Annotated in this window: 11 protein-coding genes; 3 read left to right on the top strand and 8 right to left on the bottom strand. The window is 71.9% G+C overall.

The features are described from left to right. Positions 1-92: 92 nt before the first annotated feature. The 8 genes from IEY70_RS08650 to IEY70_RS08685 all read right to left on the bottom strand — a co-directional run bounded on the left by IEY70_RS08650 (position 93) and on the right by IEY70_RS08685 (position 10,255). Complete coding sequence (locus tag IEY70_RS08650; protein WP_229777785.1) at positions 93-1,820, bottom strand: NAD-dependent malic enzyme; 1,728 nt, start codon at positions 1,818-1,820, stop codon at positions 93-95. Next, positions 1,817-2,587, bottom strand: a complete 771-nt coding sequence (allE, locus tag IEY70_RS08655) for a (S)-ureidoglycine aminohydrolase (protein WP_189064600.1) — start codon at positions 2,585-2,587, stop codon at positions 1,817-1,819. The genes IEY70_RS08650 and allE overlap by 4 nt, the downstream gene beginning before the upstream one ends. Further along, positions 2,584-3,957 carry an allantoinase gene (locus tag IEY70_RS08660; protein WP_189064601.1) on the bottom strand — a complete coding sequence of 458 codons (1,374 nt, stop codon included), beginning with the start codon at positions 3,955-3,957 and terminating at the stop codon, positions 2,584-2,586. Before IEY70_RS08660 ends, allE begins: the two co-directional genes overlap by 4 nt. Then, positions 3,957-5,198: an allantoate amidohydrolase gene (locus IEY70_RS08665; protein ID WP_189064602.1), complete on the bottom strand. Its 1,242-nt coding sequence runs from the start codon at positions 5,196-5,198 to the stop codon at positions 3,957-3,959. Before IEY70_RS08665 ends, IEY70_RS08660 begins: the two co-directional genes overlap by 1 nt. Continuing rightward, complete coding sequence (locus IEY70_RS08670) at positions 5,191-6,612, bottom strand: aldolase/citrate lyase/malate synthase family protein (RefSeq protein WP_189064603.1); 1,422 nt, start codon at positions 6,610-6,612, stop codon at positions 5,191-5,193. The genes IEY70_RS08665 and IEY70_RS08670 overlap by 8 nt, the downstream gene beginning before the upstream one ends. A gap of 118 nt (positions 6,613-6,730) precedes the next feature. Next, positions 6,731-7,552: an IclR family transcriptional regulator gene (locus IEY70_RS08675; protein ID WP_189064604.1), complete on the bottom strand. Its 822-nt coding sequence runs from the start codon at positions 7,550-7,552 to the stop codon at positions 6,731-6,733. A 64-nt stretch (positions 7,553-7,616) separates the two neighbouring features. Continuing rightward, positions 7,617-9,206 carry a malate synthase A gene (gene aceB, locus IEY70_RS08680; RefSeq protein WP_189064605.1) on the bottom strand — a complete coding sequence of 530 codons (1,590 nt, stop codon included), beginning with the start codon at positions 9,204-9,206 and terminating at the stop codon, positions 7,617-7,619. Between the two features lie 281 nt (positions 9,207-9,487). After that, a complete protein-coding gene (locus IEY70_RS08685; RefSeq protein WP_189064606.1) occupies positions 9,488-10,255 on the bottom strand; it encodes a DeoR/GlpR family DNA-binding transcription regulator in 768 nt (255 codons plus the stop codon). Positions 10,256-10,516: 261 nt separating this feature from the next. Here IEY70_RS08685 and ptsP point away from each other — a divergent pair, with 261 nt between their 5' ends. From ptsP to IEY70_RS08700, 3 genes are all read left to right on the top strand, one after another. After that, positions 10,517-13,003, top strand: coding sequence for a phosphoenolpyruvate--protein phosphotransferase (gene ptsP, locus IEY70_RS08690; protein ID WP_189064607.1), 2,487 nt, complete (start codon positions 10,517-10,519; stop codon positions 13,001-13,003). Then, the gene (gene pfkB, locus IEY70_RS08695) at positions 13,000-14,007 is read left to right on the top strand and encodes a 1-phosphofructokinase (protein ID WP_229777787.1); all 1,008 of its coding nucleotides are present in this window, start codon (positions 13,000-13,002) and stop codon (positions 14,005-14,007) included. Before ptsP ends, pfkB begins: the two co-directional genes overlap by 4 nt. A gap of 143 nt (positions 14,008-14,150) precedes the next feature. Beyond that, complete coding sequence (locus IEY70_RS08700) at positions 14,151-15,977, top strand: PTS fructose-like transporter subunit IIB (RefSeq protein ID WP_189064608.1); 1,827 nt, start codon at positions 14,151-14,153, stop codon at positions 15,975-15,977. The last annotated feature ends 9 nt before the right edge of the window (positions 15,978-15,986 follow it).

Raw genomic sequence — 15,986 nt, forward strand, 5'->3', positions numbered from 1 at the left:
CCCGCGCAGGTGGGGACGCCCATCAGCCATCAGCCATCAGCCATCAGCCATCAGCCATCAGCCATCAGCCATCAGCCATCAGCCATCAACCATCAACCGTCCGTGCGGAACGGCAGGTACTTCGGTTGCCAGAACTTACGCTCCACGAGGGCGAGCAGGTCGGCGTCGCCGAGGTCGCGGATGCTGAATTCGGTGGCGACGCCGTCTGCGAGGGCCTGCCGGATGACGGCCACGGCGACCTGCACGCTGGCCGCGCCGAGTTCGGACACGGGCGGGTAGGTGCGTTCGGGCCAGTGCGCGGCCGTGTAGTCGGCCAGGGCGTAGGCGGCGGCGGTGACCATCTCGTCGGTGATCTCGCGCACGCGGGCCAGGACCGCGCCGAAGCCCAGGCCAGGGAAGATGAAGGCGTTGTTGCCCTGCCCGATCTCGTGCGTGACGCCCGCGTGCTGCACGGGGTCGAAGGGACTGCCGGTGGCGACGATGGCCTGCCCGTCCGTCCAGGCCAGGATGTCCTGGGGCAGCGCCTCCGTGTTCGCGGTGGGGTTGCTCAGCGGGAACACCAGCGGGCGGGGCGTGTTGGCGTGCGCGGCCCGCACGACGGCCTCGCTGAAGATGCCCGCCTGTCCGCTCAGGCCCAGCAGCACGGTGGCCTTCCCCTCGCGGATCACGCTTTCCAGGTCCAGTCCGGCCCAGCCGCCTGTGAGGGCGCGGGGCGTGGCGAGACTCTTCTTGTAGTCCTCCATGGGCCGGTCGTCGGTCAGCAGGCCGCGTGAATCGAGCACGAACACCCGCGCGGCGATCTGTTCATCGCTCAGGCCCTCGCGGCGCATGCCCTCGCGGATGGCGGCAGCCACGCCCGCGCCGCCCGCACCGGCCCCGTGCACGACCACGACCTGATCCTTCAGCGCCTCGCCCTTGAGTCGGCAGGCGTTCAGGACGCCCGCCAGCACGACCGCGCCCGTGCCCTGAATATCGTCGTTGAAGCTCGGCACGACCCGCCGGTAACGGTGCAGGATGGTGAAGGCGGCGTCCTTCGAGAAGTCCTCCCACTGGATGATCGCCTTCGGGTAGCGTTCCAGGGTGGCCTCCACGAAGCGGTCGATGAAGCTCAGGTACTCGCCCCCGGTCAGGCGGTCGTGTTTCACGCCCAGGTACGCGGGGTCCTCACGCAGGTCGGCGCGTCCCGTCCCCACGTCCAGTTCCACTGGCAGGGTCTTGTCCGGCCCGACGCCGCCCGCCACGGTGTACAGCGACAGCTTCCCGATGCTGATCGCCATGCCCCCGAACCCCTGATCTCCGATGCCCAGAATCGCGCTGGAGTCGGTCGCCACGATGATCCGCACGTCGTTCAGCGGCACGTTCGCCAGCGCCTGCGCGGCCCGGTCGATGTTGCGGGTGCTGAGTGTCAGGCCGCGCGGGTAACGGTAGATCTGACTGAACCGCTGCACGGCCAGCCCCACGGTCGGCGTGTACACGACGGGCAGCATCTCCTCGACATGCGCGGACAGCAGCGCGTAGAACAGCACCTCGTTGCGGTCCTGCAGGTTACGCAGGAACACGTGCCGGTCCAGCGGGTCCGCGATCAGGCGGTACTCGGCGTACTGGCGGTCCACCAGTGCCTCCAGCGAATCCACCTGCGGCGCGAGCAGCCCGTCGAGGCCCAGCGCCACGCGCTCCTCCTCGGTGAACGCCGTGCCCTTGTTCAGCAGCGGGTAACGCAGCAGCGGAAAGCCGCGCACCAGCGGGTGCAGGCGGCGGTGGCCGTCCTCGCCGCGTCTCACGTCGTAATGGTCGGTCAGGGGCAGGGTGCGTCGGCTCATCGGGTTCCTCCGGGAAGGACGGTCAGCGGGTGGCGGTTCATGTCCTTGAACAGCAGGTACTTACTCCACACTTTCCCCAGCGCGCCGTACCACTGCGGGCAGTGCGCGCCCATCCAGATCACGTCGCCCGCCACGACTGGGTAGTACACCTCCTGGAGCTTGTACAGGCCCTCGCCTTCCAGCATCAGCAACCCGTGCTCCATGTAATGAATCTCGGGGTACGGCAGGGTCGCGCCCGGCGCGAAACTCATGGTGCTCATCATGAAGTCGAAGCGCGGGTCGTCCGGCAGCAACTTGCGGGCGATCAGCCCCTCGTCGCCCTCGAACGGCGTACCCGGATTCTCCCGCTCGTTCCCCCAGCAGACCGGGGGGGCGTCCACACCCGGCGCGGCCTCGTACGGCTTCTCGAACACCGCCAGCCGCGTGGCCTCGCGTGCCGTCAGCGTGTGCATCACGCCCGCCGGGAAGAACACGTGATCGGATTCGCGCAGCGTGCGCGCCTCGCCGCCCTCTACCTGCACGTCCACCTCGCCGCTCAGCACGAACACGAAGCGCTGATACCCGTGTGCGGACTCGCGCGCCTGCGCGTGGGGGGGCATCTCGGCCGTGAACTGCACGAACCGCGCCCCCAGGCCCATCACGGGCGCGATGTGCAGCACGACCGCGCTGCCCGGCCACTCGGCCAGACCCGTGCGGACGAAGGTTTCGGGCGTGATCACCGCGTGCGCCTCACGCAACGCGGAACGGGTGGAACCAAGGTGTTTCATGCCTCTCCTGTGGGATGAATGCCGGGCGTCAGCAGCTGCCCGCGCACGGTGTCGCTGAACTGCGCGCCGGTGGGTGTCTGCGTGAAGACCGGCTGGCCGCGCAGGTACGTGGCCTGCACGCGGCCCTGGAAGGTCTCGCCACGGTAGGGGTTGCCCTGGTGGCGGTCGAACAGTTCGGTGAGCTGGAAGGTCTCGTTCAGGTCGACCAGGGCGAAGTCGGCGTCCATGCCGACCTCCAGTACGCCCTTGCCGCCCAGACGGAAGCGCCGCGCGGGATTCAGGGCGCTGACGGCCGCGATCAGTTCCAGCGGCAGGTCCCGCGCCCGGTAGCCGCCGTCCAGCAGGACGTTCAGGGTGGACTGCGCGCCGCTGATGCCGCCCCAGATGGCGAAGAAGTCGTCCCCGGTTTTCAGGTCGTGTGGGGCGGGCGAGTGGTCACTGCCGACCGTGTCGATCTGCCCGGCCTTCAGCGCCGCCCAGAGGGCCTCGCGGGTGCTGGCGTCCCGGATGGGCGGCGCGCACTTGAGCAGCGCGCCCAGGCGTTCGACGTCCTCGCCGGTCCAGTGCAGGTAGTGGGGGCAGGTCTCGGCGGTGACGTCCAAGCCGCGCGCGCGGGCCTCGGCGGCCAGGGTCACGCCGCGCGCGGTGCTGAGGTGCACGAGGTGCAGGGCCGCGCCGGTCTCCTCGGCGAACAGGATCGCGCGGCCCACCGCCTCGGCCTCCGTGACGGGCGGGCGGGACTCCAGGTAGTCGCGCACGCCCAGCCGCCCGTGCGTGCGGGCCACCTGCGAGAGCGTGCGCGTGAACCCGTCGCTCTCGGCGTGAGTGCCCACGACCAGTCCCAGGCGGCGCGCGGCGCGCATCCCGTCGAACAGCGTGGCGTCGTCGGCGGCCGGGAATTCATCCAGGCCGCTGTGACTCATGAACGCCTTGAACCCGATCACGCCGCAGGCGGCGAGGTCGTCCAGTTCGCCCAGGTTCAGTGGGGTCAGGCCGCCCCACAGCCCGAAGTCCAGCCGCGAGTGCGCCTCGCCCGCCGCGCGTTTCGCGTCGAAGGCCGCGCGGTTCAGCAGCGGTGGGCTGGAATTCAGCGGCATGTCCAGCAGGGTGGTCGCGCCGCCCGCCGCCAGCGCCTGCGTGCCGGTGTCGAACCCCTCCCAGTGGGTGCGGCCCGGTTCGTTCAGGTGCACGTGCGCGTCCACCACGCCGGGGAAGACGTGCAGGCCCGTCGCGTCGATCTCGGTGCGGGCGGGCGCGAACACGTCCAGCGCGAGGCTCACGATCTGCCCGTCCTGCACGCCCAGGTCGGCCCGGAGGGGACCGTGCGGCGTGACCAGCGTGCCGCCCCGGATCAGCAGGTCCAGCGCCATCAGCGCCCTCCCTGCGCGGCGAGGTCCTGCACGAACGCCACGCCGACCCGCAGGGCCGCCTCCACGTCAGCGGGTTCGGCCATCTCGTCCGGGTGGTGACTCAGGGCGTTCGGGGAGCGCAGGAACAGCATCGCGGCGGGCATCACGTCCGCCAGGATCATGGCGTCGTGCCCGGCCCCGCTCACGAGGTCCGGGGCGCGCTGGCCCACCTGCGCGGCGGCGCGGCGCAGGCCGTCGCGGAAGGCAGGGGCCATCGGGACGGCGGGCTGCGCCATCTTGTGCGTGACGGTCAGGGTCACGCCGCGCTCCTGCGCGAATCCCTGCGCCGCTTCCAGCAGCGTGTTCAGCGCCCCGGCACGCACCGGGTCGTGCTCGTGGCGGATATCCAGCGTGCAGTGCGCCTCGCCGGGAATCACGTTGATCGCGCCGGGCCGGGCGGTCATCACGCCGACCGTGGCGACCAGACCGGGCACTGAGCGCGCGAGGTCCTCGGCGGCCACCGCGAAGCGCGCCGCGGCGGCCAGCGCGTCCCGGCGGTGAGCCATGGGCGTGGTCCCGGCGTGCGAGGCCTGCCCCACGAAGTCCAGCAGCAGCCGGTCCTGCCCGGCAACAGCGCTCACGACGCCCACGCTGGCGCCCGCCGCCTGAAGCACCGGCCCCTGCTCGATGTGGAATTCCAGGAAACCCACGCTGGGGCCGCTCACCCGCGCGCCGGGCAGCTCGGCCGGGTCCAGGCCGTACCCTTCCAGCGCGCCGCGCACGCTCACGCCGCGCGCGTCCTCCAGGGTCAGCAGCGGGTCCAGCGTGCCGGTCAGGGCGCGGCTCCCGATGAACGGCACGCCGAAACGCACGCCTTCCTCCTCGCTGAACGCCAGCAGTTCCAGCGCGAACGGCAGCGGCGTGTCCCGCAGCGCCCCTGCGACCGCGAAGGCCAGCGTGACGCCCAGCACGCCGTCGAACGCCCCGGCGTCAGGCACGGTGTCCACGTGTGAGCCCAGGTAAAGCGTCGGCGCGTCCGGTGACGGTCCCTCGCGGCGCGCGCGGAGGTTCCCGGCGGCGTCCACGCGCACGCTCAGGCCCAGTTCGGCAGCCCAGGCGCTCAGGTACGCGGTCACGTCGCGCGTGGGCGGGCTCAGAAACGTGCGGGTGATCTCGCCCGGCACCTCGGTCAGGCGCGCGAGATCCAGGCAGGCGGCGCGGGCGCGAGCGGCCAGCCCAGCGATAGGGTCGATTTCAGTCATGCGGCATCCTTTCAGGTGGGTCGGTGAGGTTCAACCGCGCCGCCTCGGCCGGGAAGTACGCGGGCGGCGCGGGGTTCAGGACGAGGTGGTCGAGCAACTGCGCCTCGGGCGCGTCGTCCGGGCAGAGGCGGCGGCGCAGCGCGCGGTAGGTGTCGGGCGTGAGGGCATCGCCCCCGCCGAGGGGCGCGCGGACCGTCACCCACTGCCACAGCAGCGCGCGCGCCAGTTCCGCCGTGGCGGTGTCCTCGATGCGCCCGCCGCGCGTCACGACGCCCTGTCCGGCCAGCCACGCGCGGAACACGTCCAGCGCGAGGCCCGCCGTGTCCAGCACCTCGGCCCCCTCAAGCGGGCCGGGGTGGGGCAGGTCCAGCAGTCGCCCGCGCGTGACCGGAACCACATCTGAAGCGGCAGGCGGGGCTCGCAGGCCCTCGCGCACGGCGTCCAGCAACTCGGGCAGGCCCGCCCAGGCCCCCTGGAAGCCCTGCGCGGCCTCGCGGGCCTTGTCGGCGCGCACGGCGTCCAGCGCGGGCTGCGGGTCGCGGGGGTCCGGCGCGACGGCCGCCGTGCCGCCCACCGCCTGCGCCCCGCGTGCCCGGCACACGTCCACCAGCGCCTGCGCGTAGGCCTGCATGGCGTCCAGGTCCATGCCCAGCCCTGCGCGCGGCGGGACCGGGCGGCCCAGGTCCGCGCCCACCGTCTTCACGAGGCTGAACACGTAATCCCAGCGCCCGGCGTTCAGCCCGAACGCCCAGTCGCGCAGCGTGAACAGCAGCGCGTCGGCGGCCAGCAGGCCAGGGAACGTCTCGACTTGCAGGCAGACGCGCAGCGTGCCGCGCCCCAGGCCCAGATGCGCCTCGGCCAGCGCCAGCGCGTCCGCCCAGACCTGCGCCTGCGCGACCGATTCCAGTTTCGGCAGGTACAGGTGTGGCGTGCGGCCCGCCCCGGCCGTTAGCCCTGCTCCTGCGGTGAGAAGCGCGGCGAGGTCGCACAGCGCCGCGCGGCCCGGCTGCCCGCCGAAAGGTTCGTGCGCCTCCAGCGCGTACAGCGCCCGTGGCCTCGCCAGCAGCGGCACCGCGGCCGCCAGCCACTCCGGCAGCGCCGCGTAGGCCGCCGCCACGTTCGCGCGGGTGGGCGAGAAGGTATCGTCGAAGTCGATCACGACCGCGTCTGCTCCACTGACCAGGGCGGCGCGCAGGGCGTGCAGGTCGCTGGCCTCCACGATCAGTTCCGCGCGGCCCGGCCGCAGGTCGGCGGGGACCGGCGCGGCGCGGTAATCCGGGAGGGGCTCGGGGGCAGCCGGTGTGGTGTGGTCCAGATCGGTGCCGTCCAGCTGGGCGCAGCGGTCGGCCAGGGCCGCGTGCAGCTGCGCGGCCAGTTCGCGGGCGGCGGGGGAGAGGAGGGGCGCGGCGCTCACGTGCGCCCGCCGGTGGGGGGGATCGCCATGCGCCGCAGCATAGGCCGCGCGCCGTGGTCCGGGCGCCACCCGTCCAGCCCGGTCAACCCATCCAGCCCGGTCAACTCTGCCAGCCCACTCACCCTGTCCAGCCCAGCCGCGCCCCGATCCGCGCGGCCGCCGCCTGCGCCGCCGCCAGGAAGCGCGGCACGTCCCCCGGCGTCAGGCGCGAGGTGGGCGCCGAGACGCTCAGGGCCGCCGTGACCTCGCCGCCCACGCCGCGCACCGGGACGGCCACGCAGCGCACACCGAGTTCTCGTTCCTGATCGTCCAGCGCGAACCCCTGCTCTCGCACGCGTTGCAGTGCGGCCAGCACGGCGTCCGGCGTGGTCAGGGTGTGCGGCGTGAACGCCACCAGGGGCGCGGCCTCCAGCGCGGCGCGCACCTCGGCCGGGTCGCGCGGGGCCAGCAGCACCTTGCCCACGCCCGAGGCGTGCAGCGGCGCACTGGCACCCGTCTGCGTGAACATCCGCACCAGTTGCGGCCCCTCCACCTGATGCACGTACGCGGCCTCCAGACCGCTTGCGGCGGGCCGCAGCACGGCGAGGTTGGCACTCTCGCCCAGTTCGGCCACCAGGGCGCGCATCTCGCTGCCCGCCGCGCCGATCAGTGCCTGCGCGGCGTCGAAGGCGGCGCCCACCTGATACGCCCGCAGGCCCACCCGGAACAGCCCGGACGCCTCGTCCCACTCCGCGAAGCCCTGCTGCCGCAGCGTTTCCAGCAGCCGGTAGGCGGTGCTGGGGGACAGTCCGGCGGCGCGCGCCACCTGCGACAGCGTCGCCTCGCGCAGCCCGGCCAGCGCCCACAGCACGCCCAGCCCGCGTTCCAGCGTGCGGACGCTGCCCGGTGCGTCCGTGCCGCGCGCCCGGCCCGCGCGCGCGCGCGGTTCGTCGCTGCTCATACGGACTCCGGTTGAAGGGGCTGCAAAGACCGCCGGGTCCGGGCGGATGCGAGTGGAATCCGGGTCAGGCGAGGGCCTCGTAGCCGGGCAGGGTCAGGAAGTCCATCAGAGGGGACTGCGTGGCGGTCTGCCGGAACAGGCGCGCGGCGTCCGCGAAGTCCGCGCCCAGCTTGCTGCTCTCCTCGTCATACAGCGCGTCAAACAGTTCCGGGGTCAGGGTGCGGCCGTCGTCCAACTTCACGCCTTCGGTGCGCCACTGCCACAGTTGCGCGCGGCTGATCTCGGCGGTGGCGGCGTCCTCCATCAGGTTGTGGATGGGCACGGCGCCCGACCCGCGCAGCCACGCGGCGAGGTACTGGATGCCCACGTTCATGTTCACGCGCACGCCTCCTTCGGTGACCGTGCCCTCCGGGGGGGTCAGCAGGTCGCGGGCGGTGACGGTCAGGTCCATCTGCTTGTCGCTGCCGATCTGGTTGGGTTCGGGCATCAGGCGGTCGAACACCTCGGTCGCCAGGGCCACCATGCCGGGGTGCGCGACCCAGGTGCCGTCGTGCCCGTTCGTCGCCTCGCGTTCCTTGTCGATGCGGACCTGTTCGAAGGCGGCGGCGTTCTTGGCCTCGTCGCCCTTGACCGGGATGAAGGCACTCATGCCGCCGATGGCGGGCGCGCCGCGCCGGTGGCAGGTCCGGATGGCGAGGCGGCTGTACGCCTGCATCATGGGCACGGCCATCGTGACCTTCGCGCGGTCCGGCAGCGTGTGCCCCGGCTGGGCGCGCAGTTTCTTGATGTAACTGAAGATGTAATCCCAGCGCCCGCAGTTCAGTCCGGCCGAGTGGTCGCGCAGTTCGTACAGGATCTCGTCCATCTCGAAGGCCGCGAGGATCGTCTCGATCAGCACCGTGCCCTTCATGACGCCGTGATCCAGGCCGAGTGTCGCCTCGGCGTGCGTGAACACGTCGTTCCACAGCCGCGCCTCCAGGTGCGACTCCATCTTGGGCAGGTAGAAGTACGGCCCGGAGCCGCGCGCGAGCAGTTCCGCCGCGTTGTGGTAGGCGTACAGCCCGAAGTCGAAGAAGGCCCCGAACACGGTCTGGCCGTCCACCTGAACGTGCTTTTCCGGCAGGTGCCAGCCGCGCGGGCGGACCAGCAGCACGGCCGTCTTCTCGTTCAGCACATACGTCTTGCCGTTCGTTTCCAGGCGGATGGTGCGGCGCACGGCGTCGCGCAGGTTGATCTGCCCGTCCACGCAGTTCTCCCAGGTGGGACTGCTGGCGTCCTCGAAGTCCGCCATGAACACCCGCGCGCCGCTGTTCAGCGCGTTGATGATCATCTTGCGGTCCACCGGGCCGGTGATCTCCACGCGGCGGTCGTGCAGGTCGGCGGGCAGCGGCGCGATCCGCCAGTCCCCTTCACGGACGTGCGCGGTCTCCGGCAGGAAGTCCGGGCGTTCCCCGGCGTCCAGGCGTTCCTGGCGGGCCTCGCGGGCGGCCATCAGTTCCTGGCGGCGGCCCTCGAAACGGCGGTGCAGGTCCGCCACGAACGCCAGGGCCTCGGGGGTCAGGATCTCGCGTTGCGCGTCGGTCACGGGGGCGCTGATGGTCATTCCGGCGGGCAGGTCGGTCAGGGTGGTCGGCTGGGTCGTGGACTGGGTCATGGGAGTCTCCTGGGGGGCACTGGGGCAGGCGTGGATTTTTCAGAAGCTGAACTTGAATTTCACTGTACGGCAATCAACTTCACGCTGTGAAGCCCCGCAGGTGTGTCCGGCGCAGGAACACCCGCCACACCCGCCATGCAGGCAGACGGGGCGCAGTCACATGAAACTGGCGACCCGATGCGTGACCGGGTCGCCAGTTTCACTGCGGATGTCCGCTTCCTCTCCAACTCGCATCCGCTCGGACCCGGCGGGCTTTGCAGCCCCTTCAATCGGAGTCCGCTTCAGTCGGTGGTGTGGACCGTCACGCCGCGCGCCTCGAAGGCGGTGCGGGCGGCGCCGGGCGCGTGGTCCGTGACCCAGTCGTGAATCTGGTCGAGGGTGGCGAAGGTGGCGAATCCGGCGGGGCCCCACTTGCTGCTGTCGGCGATCAGGGCGGTGCGGGTGGACTGCGCGATGATGGCGGCCTTCTGCTGCGCCTCGATCAGGTTGCTGTTCGTCAGGCCGCGCGTGGGGTCGATGCTGGTGCAGCCGACCAGGAACAGGTCGTAGCGGTAGCGGCGGACGGTGTCCAGGGCGTCGGGGCCGGTGAGGCTGAAGGTGCTGCCGTACAGGTCGCCGCCCACCACGTACAGCGGGCACTCGCCGTTCAGTTCGTACGCCACGTCGATGCCGTGCGTGACGACGCGCAGGGTGCGGGTCAGTTCGGGGGTGCGGCGCAGGGCCTGGGCGACGGTGCGGGCGGTGGTGCCGGCGTCGAGGTACAGGATCTGTCCGGGGCGGATCAGGTTCAGGGCGGCCCCGGCGAGGCGTTGCTTGGCGGTCTGCTGGAGTTGCGCGCGGTCCTGGTACTGCTGGTCCTGGCTGGCCAGGGCGGCGCCGCCATGCATCTTGCGGATCTGGCCGCGCCGTTCGAGGGTGTCGAGGTCGCGGCGGGTGGTGGCGCCGCTGACGCCGAGTGCCTGGGTCAGGGCGGTGGTGCGCATGCTGCCGTTGCGGGCCAGCAGGTCCAGGATGCGCTGGAGGCGGTCCTCCGCGAGGGGTGCGTTCATCTGCGCACATCCTAGCGCGCCGGGCGGGTGGGTATGATCAGGATTGTTCCGTGTGTGTGCGTGGGCGGCGTGGCGTCTGGTGGTTCGTTTTTGCGTTCTGGTCGGTGGTTCTCCCGGTGTGGGTGGCCTGACCGGACAGGGACTTGCTTTTCCTGACCCGTGGACCGTATGCTCTTAATTGCTCAAAATTAATCACGATTCGTCAGGAATCAGCAGGTTTGAGTGACGGCCGCGCCGAATGCGGCCCACCAAGGAGGGCACATGATCGAGCTTCCAGAACAGCTCATCCGACTCGGCGCGCAGGCCGCCAGCAAGGACGACGCCATCAGACAGGTCGCCGCGCTGCTCGCAGGCGCCGGTAACACCGACCCCGCGTACCTGCAGGGCATGCTGGCGCGAGAAACCCAGGCCAACACCTACCTCGGCAGCGGCATCGCCATCCCGCACGGCACGCCCGACACCCGCCACCTGATCCACCGCACCGGCATCGCCGTGCTGCAACTCCCGCAGGGCGTCTCGTGGGGCGAGGGCGGCGAGCAGGTGCGCCTGGTGGTCGGTATCGCCGCCGCCAGCGACGAACACCTCGACATCCTGCGCCGCCTGACCCGCGTGCTGTCCGACGACAACCTCGTGGAGCGCCTGTCCACCACCCGCAGCCCGGCCGACCTGCAAGAAGCCCTGACCGGCACGCGCCCCGCTGCCACCTCCGGCGCCGCCCCGGCCGCCGCCCTGCCGTTCAGCGCGCAGGTCACGCTGCCCAACCCGCTGGGCATGCACGCCCGCCCCGGCACCGCACTGGCCGGACTGGTCCGCAAACTGGGCGCCCGCGTGCGCCTGACCCGTACCGACAGCGACCAGAGCGCCGACGCGCTGCGCCTGATGGAGATCCTGAGCCTGGGCCTGACGCGCGGCACGACCTTCACCGTCAGCGCCGACAGCGAGGCCGCCCTGCGCGCCGTGACCGACGCCATCCGCGCCGGACTGGGCGACGACCTGAGCGCCCCCGTCCCGCAGGCCGGAGCGCCCGCCAGCGCTGGCCGCGCGCCCGAATGGCAGCCCACCCAGGTCGGCGCGACCATCGAGGGCGTGCCCGCCGCCGACGGACTCGTGATCGGCGAGACCCGCCAGTACGCCGCCGGGGAACTCACCGTCACTGACCAGCCCGGCAACCCCGGCGAGGCCGCCACGCAACTCGACGGCGCCCTGAGCGACGCGCGCGCCGAACTCGACAGCCTGATCACCCGCACCCGCGCGCAGTACGGCGAGGAGCGGGCCGCGATCTTCGCCGCGCACCAGGAACTGCTGGCCGACGAGGGTGTCGTGCAGGACGCCGTGAACCTGATCCTCGACGGGCACGGGGCCGCCTGGGCGTACCAGCAGGTCACGCAGGACCGCATCAGCCAGTTGCAGAAACTCGACGATCCCACCCTGGCCGCACGCGCCGCCGACCTGAGCGACGTGCAGCGGCGCGTGCTGCGGCGCCTGCTGGGCGTCGGCGAGGAACGCGCCTACGAGGGCGGCCCCGCCATCCTGCTCGCCCCGGACCTGACCCCCAGCGACACCGCCCGCCTCGGCCCGGACGCCCTGCTGGGCTTCGTGACCGCGCAGGGCGGCCCGACCAGCCACACCGCCATCATCGCGCGCGGCCTGGGCCTGCCCGCCGTGGTCGCCGCCGGAACCGGCCTGCTGGACATCCCGGACGGCACGCCCGCCATCCTGGACGGCAGCGCCGGACGCCTGTACCTGAACCCCAGCGAGGCCGACCTGCAGTCCGCGCGGGACCGTCAGGGCGTCCTGAACGCCGAACGTGACCGCGCCCGCGCCGCCCGCCACGAACCCGGCGCGACCCGCGACGGCACACCCGTCGAGATCGCCGCGAACATCAACCGCGCCGCCGACGCCAGCGGCGCCCTGGACGCCGGGGCGCAGGGCGTGGGCCTGATGCGCACCGAGTTCCTGTTCCTGGAACGCGACAGCGTGCCCAGCGAGGACGAGCAGGAACGCGAGTACCGCGCCATGGCGCAGGCCATGGGAGAGCGCCCGCTGATCATCCGCACGCTGGACATCGGCGGCGACAAGGAAGTACCGTACCTGGGCCTGGAACGCGAGGACAACTCCTTCCTGGGCCTGCGCGGCATCCGCCTGTGCTTCGAACGCCCGGACCTGTTCATGCCGCAGCTGCGCGCCATCGCCCGCGTGGCGAAAGACCACCCGAACGTGCACGTCATGTTCCCCATGATCAGCACCCTCGAGGACTTCCGCCGCGCCCGCGCCATCCTGGACGGCGTGCGTGAGGAACTCGGCGCGGCCCGCATTCCGCTGGGCGTGATGATCGAGGTGCCCTCCGCCGCGCTGCTGGCCCCGCTGCTGGCCGCCGAGGTGGACTTCTTCAGCGTCGGCACGAACGACCTGACGCAGTACACCCTCGCCATGGACCGCCTGCACCCGCAACTGGCCCGCCAGACCGACGCCATGCACCCGGCCGTGCTGCAACTCATCAAGCTGACCGTGGACGCCGCCGAGACGCACGGCAAGTGGGTCGGCGTGTGCGGCGGCGCCGCCGGGGACGAGGTCGGCGCGCTGATCCTGACCGGGCTGGGCGTGCGGGAACTGTCCGTCAGCCCGCCCCAGATTCCGGCCGTGAAAGCCGCGCTGCGCCAGCACGACCTGACCGAACTGCGCGACCTGGCCGCCCGCGCCCTCACCCAGCCGAACGCGGAAGCCGTCCGCGCCCTGCTGCGCCCATGAGCACGCCGCCCATGAGCATGCCGCAAGCACGCCACGGCGGGGCGCGGCGCGTCACGGCGCTGACCATGAATCCCGCGCTGGACCTGACCGTCCGCGCCGACGGCTGGCAGCGCGGCGAGGTGAACGCCGGACAGAGCCTGCAACAGGACGCCGGAGGCAAGGGCGTGAACGTCGCCAGCATCCTCGCGGACTGGAACCGCGCCGGTCAGGACGGCGCGCTCAGCGTCACCGCGACCGGCCTGCTGGGCCGCGACAACGCCGCGCCCTTCGAGGCCCTGTTCCGCGAGAAGGGCGTCACGGACGCCTTCATCCGCGTGAGCGGCGCGACCCGCGTGGGCGTGAAACTCGTGGACGGCGCCGCGCAGGAAACCACCGACATCAACCTGCCCGGCCTGAGCGCCACTCCCGAAACCCTGGCCGAACTGCACGCGACTCTCAGCGCCCTGAGTGCCGACGCGGACGCCTTCGTGCTGGCCGGCAGCCTCCCGCCCGGCGTGCCCGCCGACTACTACGCCACCCTGACGGCCGGGCTGCGCGCCGCCGGGGTGTTCGTGGCGCTGGACACCAGCGGCGCCGCCCTGAACGCCGCGCTGGCCGCGCCGGTCCTGCCGGACCTGATCAAACCCAACATCCACGAACTGGAAGGTGCGCTGGGCCGCCGCCTGAACGGGGACGCCGAGGTATTGCAGGCGGCCCGTGACCTAATCGCGCGTGGCGCGCAGATCGTGGCCGTCTCGCAGGGCGAACGCGGCGCGCTGATCGTCACGGCCGCCGGGGCGGTGTTCGCCCGTCCGCCGCGCGTGCAGGTCCTGAGTACCGTCGGGGCCGGGGACGCCATGGTCGCCGGACTGGTCAGCGCCCACCTGGACGGCCTGAGCGTCGAGGATGCCGCGCGGCGCGCCACGAGCTTCAGCGCCGGCAGCATCACCCGCCTCGGCCCGCACCTGCCGGACCCCGCCGCGCTGGCCGCGCTGGCCGCGCAGGTCGAGGTCACGCCCGCCTGAACCTCCCGCCTGCCTGACCTTCCCGCCTGCCTGAACCTTCCGCCGGTGCACCCGCACCTGCGCGCCGAATGCCCGCCGTTCCCCTCCGCCCGCCTCCTGCCACCTCCCTTCCGGCAGCGTCCGTCCTTCCCAGGAGTTCACCCATGGCACACATCGTTGCAGTCACGGCCTGCCCCACTGGCATCGCCCACACCTTCATGGCCGCCGAGGCGCTGCGCCGCGCCGCGCAGGCCGCCGGTCACACCGTCCGCGTGGAAACGCAGGGCAGCGTCGGCACGCAGGACGCCCTGAGCGCCGCCGACATCGCCGCCGCCGACGCCGTGATCCTCGCCGCCGACGTGAACATCGACGAGTCCCGCTTCGCCGGGAAGACCGTCGTGCGCGCCAGCACCCAGGACGCCATCCGCGACGCCGCCGCCCTGATCGGCCGCGCCGCGCCCGGCGGCGCTGCTACACCCGCCGCACCCGCCGCTGCCAGCGGCCCGCTGCACGTGGTCGGCATCACCGCCTGCCCCACCGGCATCGCGCACACCTTCATGGCCGCCGAAGGCCTGGAGGGCGGCGCGAAGAAACTCGGGTACACCGCCAAGATCGAGACGCAGGGCAGCGTCGGCGCCGGGAACACCCTGACGCCCGAGGACATCCGACGCGCTGACCTGGTCGTTATTGCCGCCGATACGAACGTGGACCTGTCACGCTTTACCGGCAAGCGCGTGTACGTGACCGGCACCAAGCCCGCCATCAAGGACGGCTCGGAAGTCATCCGTACCGCGCAGGCCCAGGCGACCGTGCACGGCGCGTCGGCCACTGGCGGCGCGGATGCCAGCAGCCCGGACTTCGTGGCGCAGGCCGCCGCTGCCAAGGCCAGCAAGAACGCGGGCGTCCCCCCCTTCTACAAGCACCTGATGACCGGCGTGTCGCACATGCTGCCCTTCGTGGTGGCGGGCGGCCTGCTGATCGCCATCGCGTTCGCCATCGGTTCGTTCCAGTTCGGGGATCAGGGCATCTTCATCTACGAGGACAAGTACGCCGGAACGCTCGGCAACACCCTGTTCAAGATCGGCGCGAACGGCGCGTTCGGGCTGTTCGTGCCGGTCCTCGCCGGATACATCGCGTTCTCGATTGCCGACCGGCCCGGCCTCGCGCCCGGCATGATCGGCGGTTTCCTCGCCGGACTGACCGGCAGCGGCTTCCTGGGCGGCATCATCGCGGGCTTCCTGGCCGGGTACATCGTGCTGTGGCTGACCCGCTCCATCAAACTGCCCCGCACCCTGGAGGGCCTGAAACCCACGCTGCTGCTGCCGCTGCTGGGCACGCTGGCCGTTGGCCTGCTGATGATGTTCGTGATCGGGAAACCCGTCGCGGCCGCCCTGACCGGCCTGACCACCTGGCTGCAGGGCCTGGGCAACACCAGCGCGGGTCTGCTGGGCGCGCTGCTGGGCGCCATGATGGCCTTCGACATGGGCGGCCCCATCAACAAGGCCGCGTACACCTTCAGCACTGGCCTGCTGGGCGCCAAGGTCTACGGCCCCATCGCCGCGACCATGGCCGCCGGCATGACGCCCCCGCTGGCGCTGTTCCTGGCGACGCTGGTCTTCAAGAACCGCTTCACGAAAGACGAGGTCGAGGCCGGCAAGGCCGCCGGGGTGCTGGGCATCTCGTTCATCACCGAGGGCGCCATTCCCTTCGCGGCCCGCGATCCCCTGCGCGTCATTCCCAGCCTGATGGTCGGCAGCGCCGCCGCCGGAGCCATCAGCATGGCCGCCGGGTGCCTGCTGCGCGCCCCGCACGGCGGGATCTTCGTGCTGTTCATCCCGAACGCCGTGACCAACCTGCCCATGTACGTGGTCGCCATCCTGGCGGGCACCGTGATCAGCACCGTCATGCTGGGCGTCCTGAAAAAACCCCTGGACGCCGACGGTCTGCCCATTGTGAAGAACGCCCCCCAGGCCGTGAACGCCGCCGACTGAAGCGGGGAC

The organism is Deinococcus seoulensis (assembly GCF_014648115.1).
In the GTDB taxonomy this organism is placed as follows: Bacteria; Deinococcota; Deinococci; order Deinococcales; family Deinococcaceae; genus Deinococcus; species Deinococcus seoulensis.

What these genes read in the sequence shown, in the direction of transcription:
- aceB (WP_189064605.1), bottom strand. Translation starts at nt 9,206, where the DNA reads ATGACCCAGTCCACGACCCAGCCGACCACCCTGACCGACCTGCCCGCC.
- allE (WP_189064600.1), bottom strand. Translation starts at nt 2,587, where the DNA reads ATGAAACACCTTGGTTCCACCCGTTCCGCGTTGCGTGAGGCGCACGCG.
- pfkB (WP_229777787.1), top strand. Translation starts at nt 13,000, where the DNA reads ATGAGCACGCCGCCCATGAGCATGCCGCAAGCACGCCACGGCGGGGCG.
- ptsP (WP_189064607.1), top strand. Translation starts at nt 10,517, where the DNA reads ATGATCGAGCTTCCAGAACAGCTCATCCGACTCGGCGCGCAGGCCGCC.
- IEY70_RS08660 (WP_189064601.1), bottom strand. Translation starts at nt 3,957, where the DNA reads ATGGCGCTGGACCTGCTGATCCGGGGCGGCACGCTGGTCACGCCGCAC.
- IEY70_RS08700 (WP_189064608.1), top strand. Translation starts at nt 14,151, where the DNA reads ATGGCACACATCGTTGCAGTCACGGCCTGCCCCACTGGCATCGCCCAC.
- IEY70_RS08665 (WP_189064602.1), bottom strand. Translation starts at nt 5,198, where the DNA reads ATGACTGAAATCGACCCTATCGCTGGGCTGGCCGCTCGCGCCCGCGCC.
- IEY70_RS08650 (WP_229777785.1), bottom strand. Translation starts at nt 1,820, where the DNA reads ATGAGCCGACGCACCCTGCCCCTGACCGACCATTACGACGTGAGACGC.
- IEY70_RS08675 (WP_189064604.1), bottom strand. Translation starts at nt 7,552, where the DNA reads ATGAGCAGCGACGAACCGCGCGCGCGCGCGGGCCGGGCGCGCGGCACG.
- IEY70_RS08685 (WP_189064606.1), bottom strand. Translation starts at nt 10,255, where the DNA reads ATGAACGCACCCCTCGCGGAGGACCGCCTCCAGCGCATCCTGGACCTG.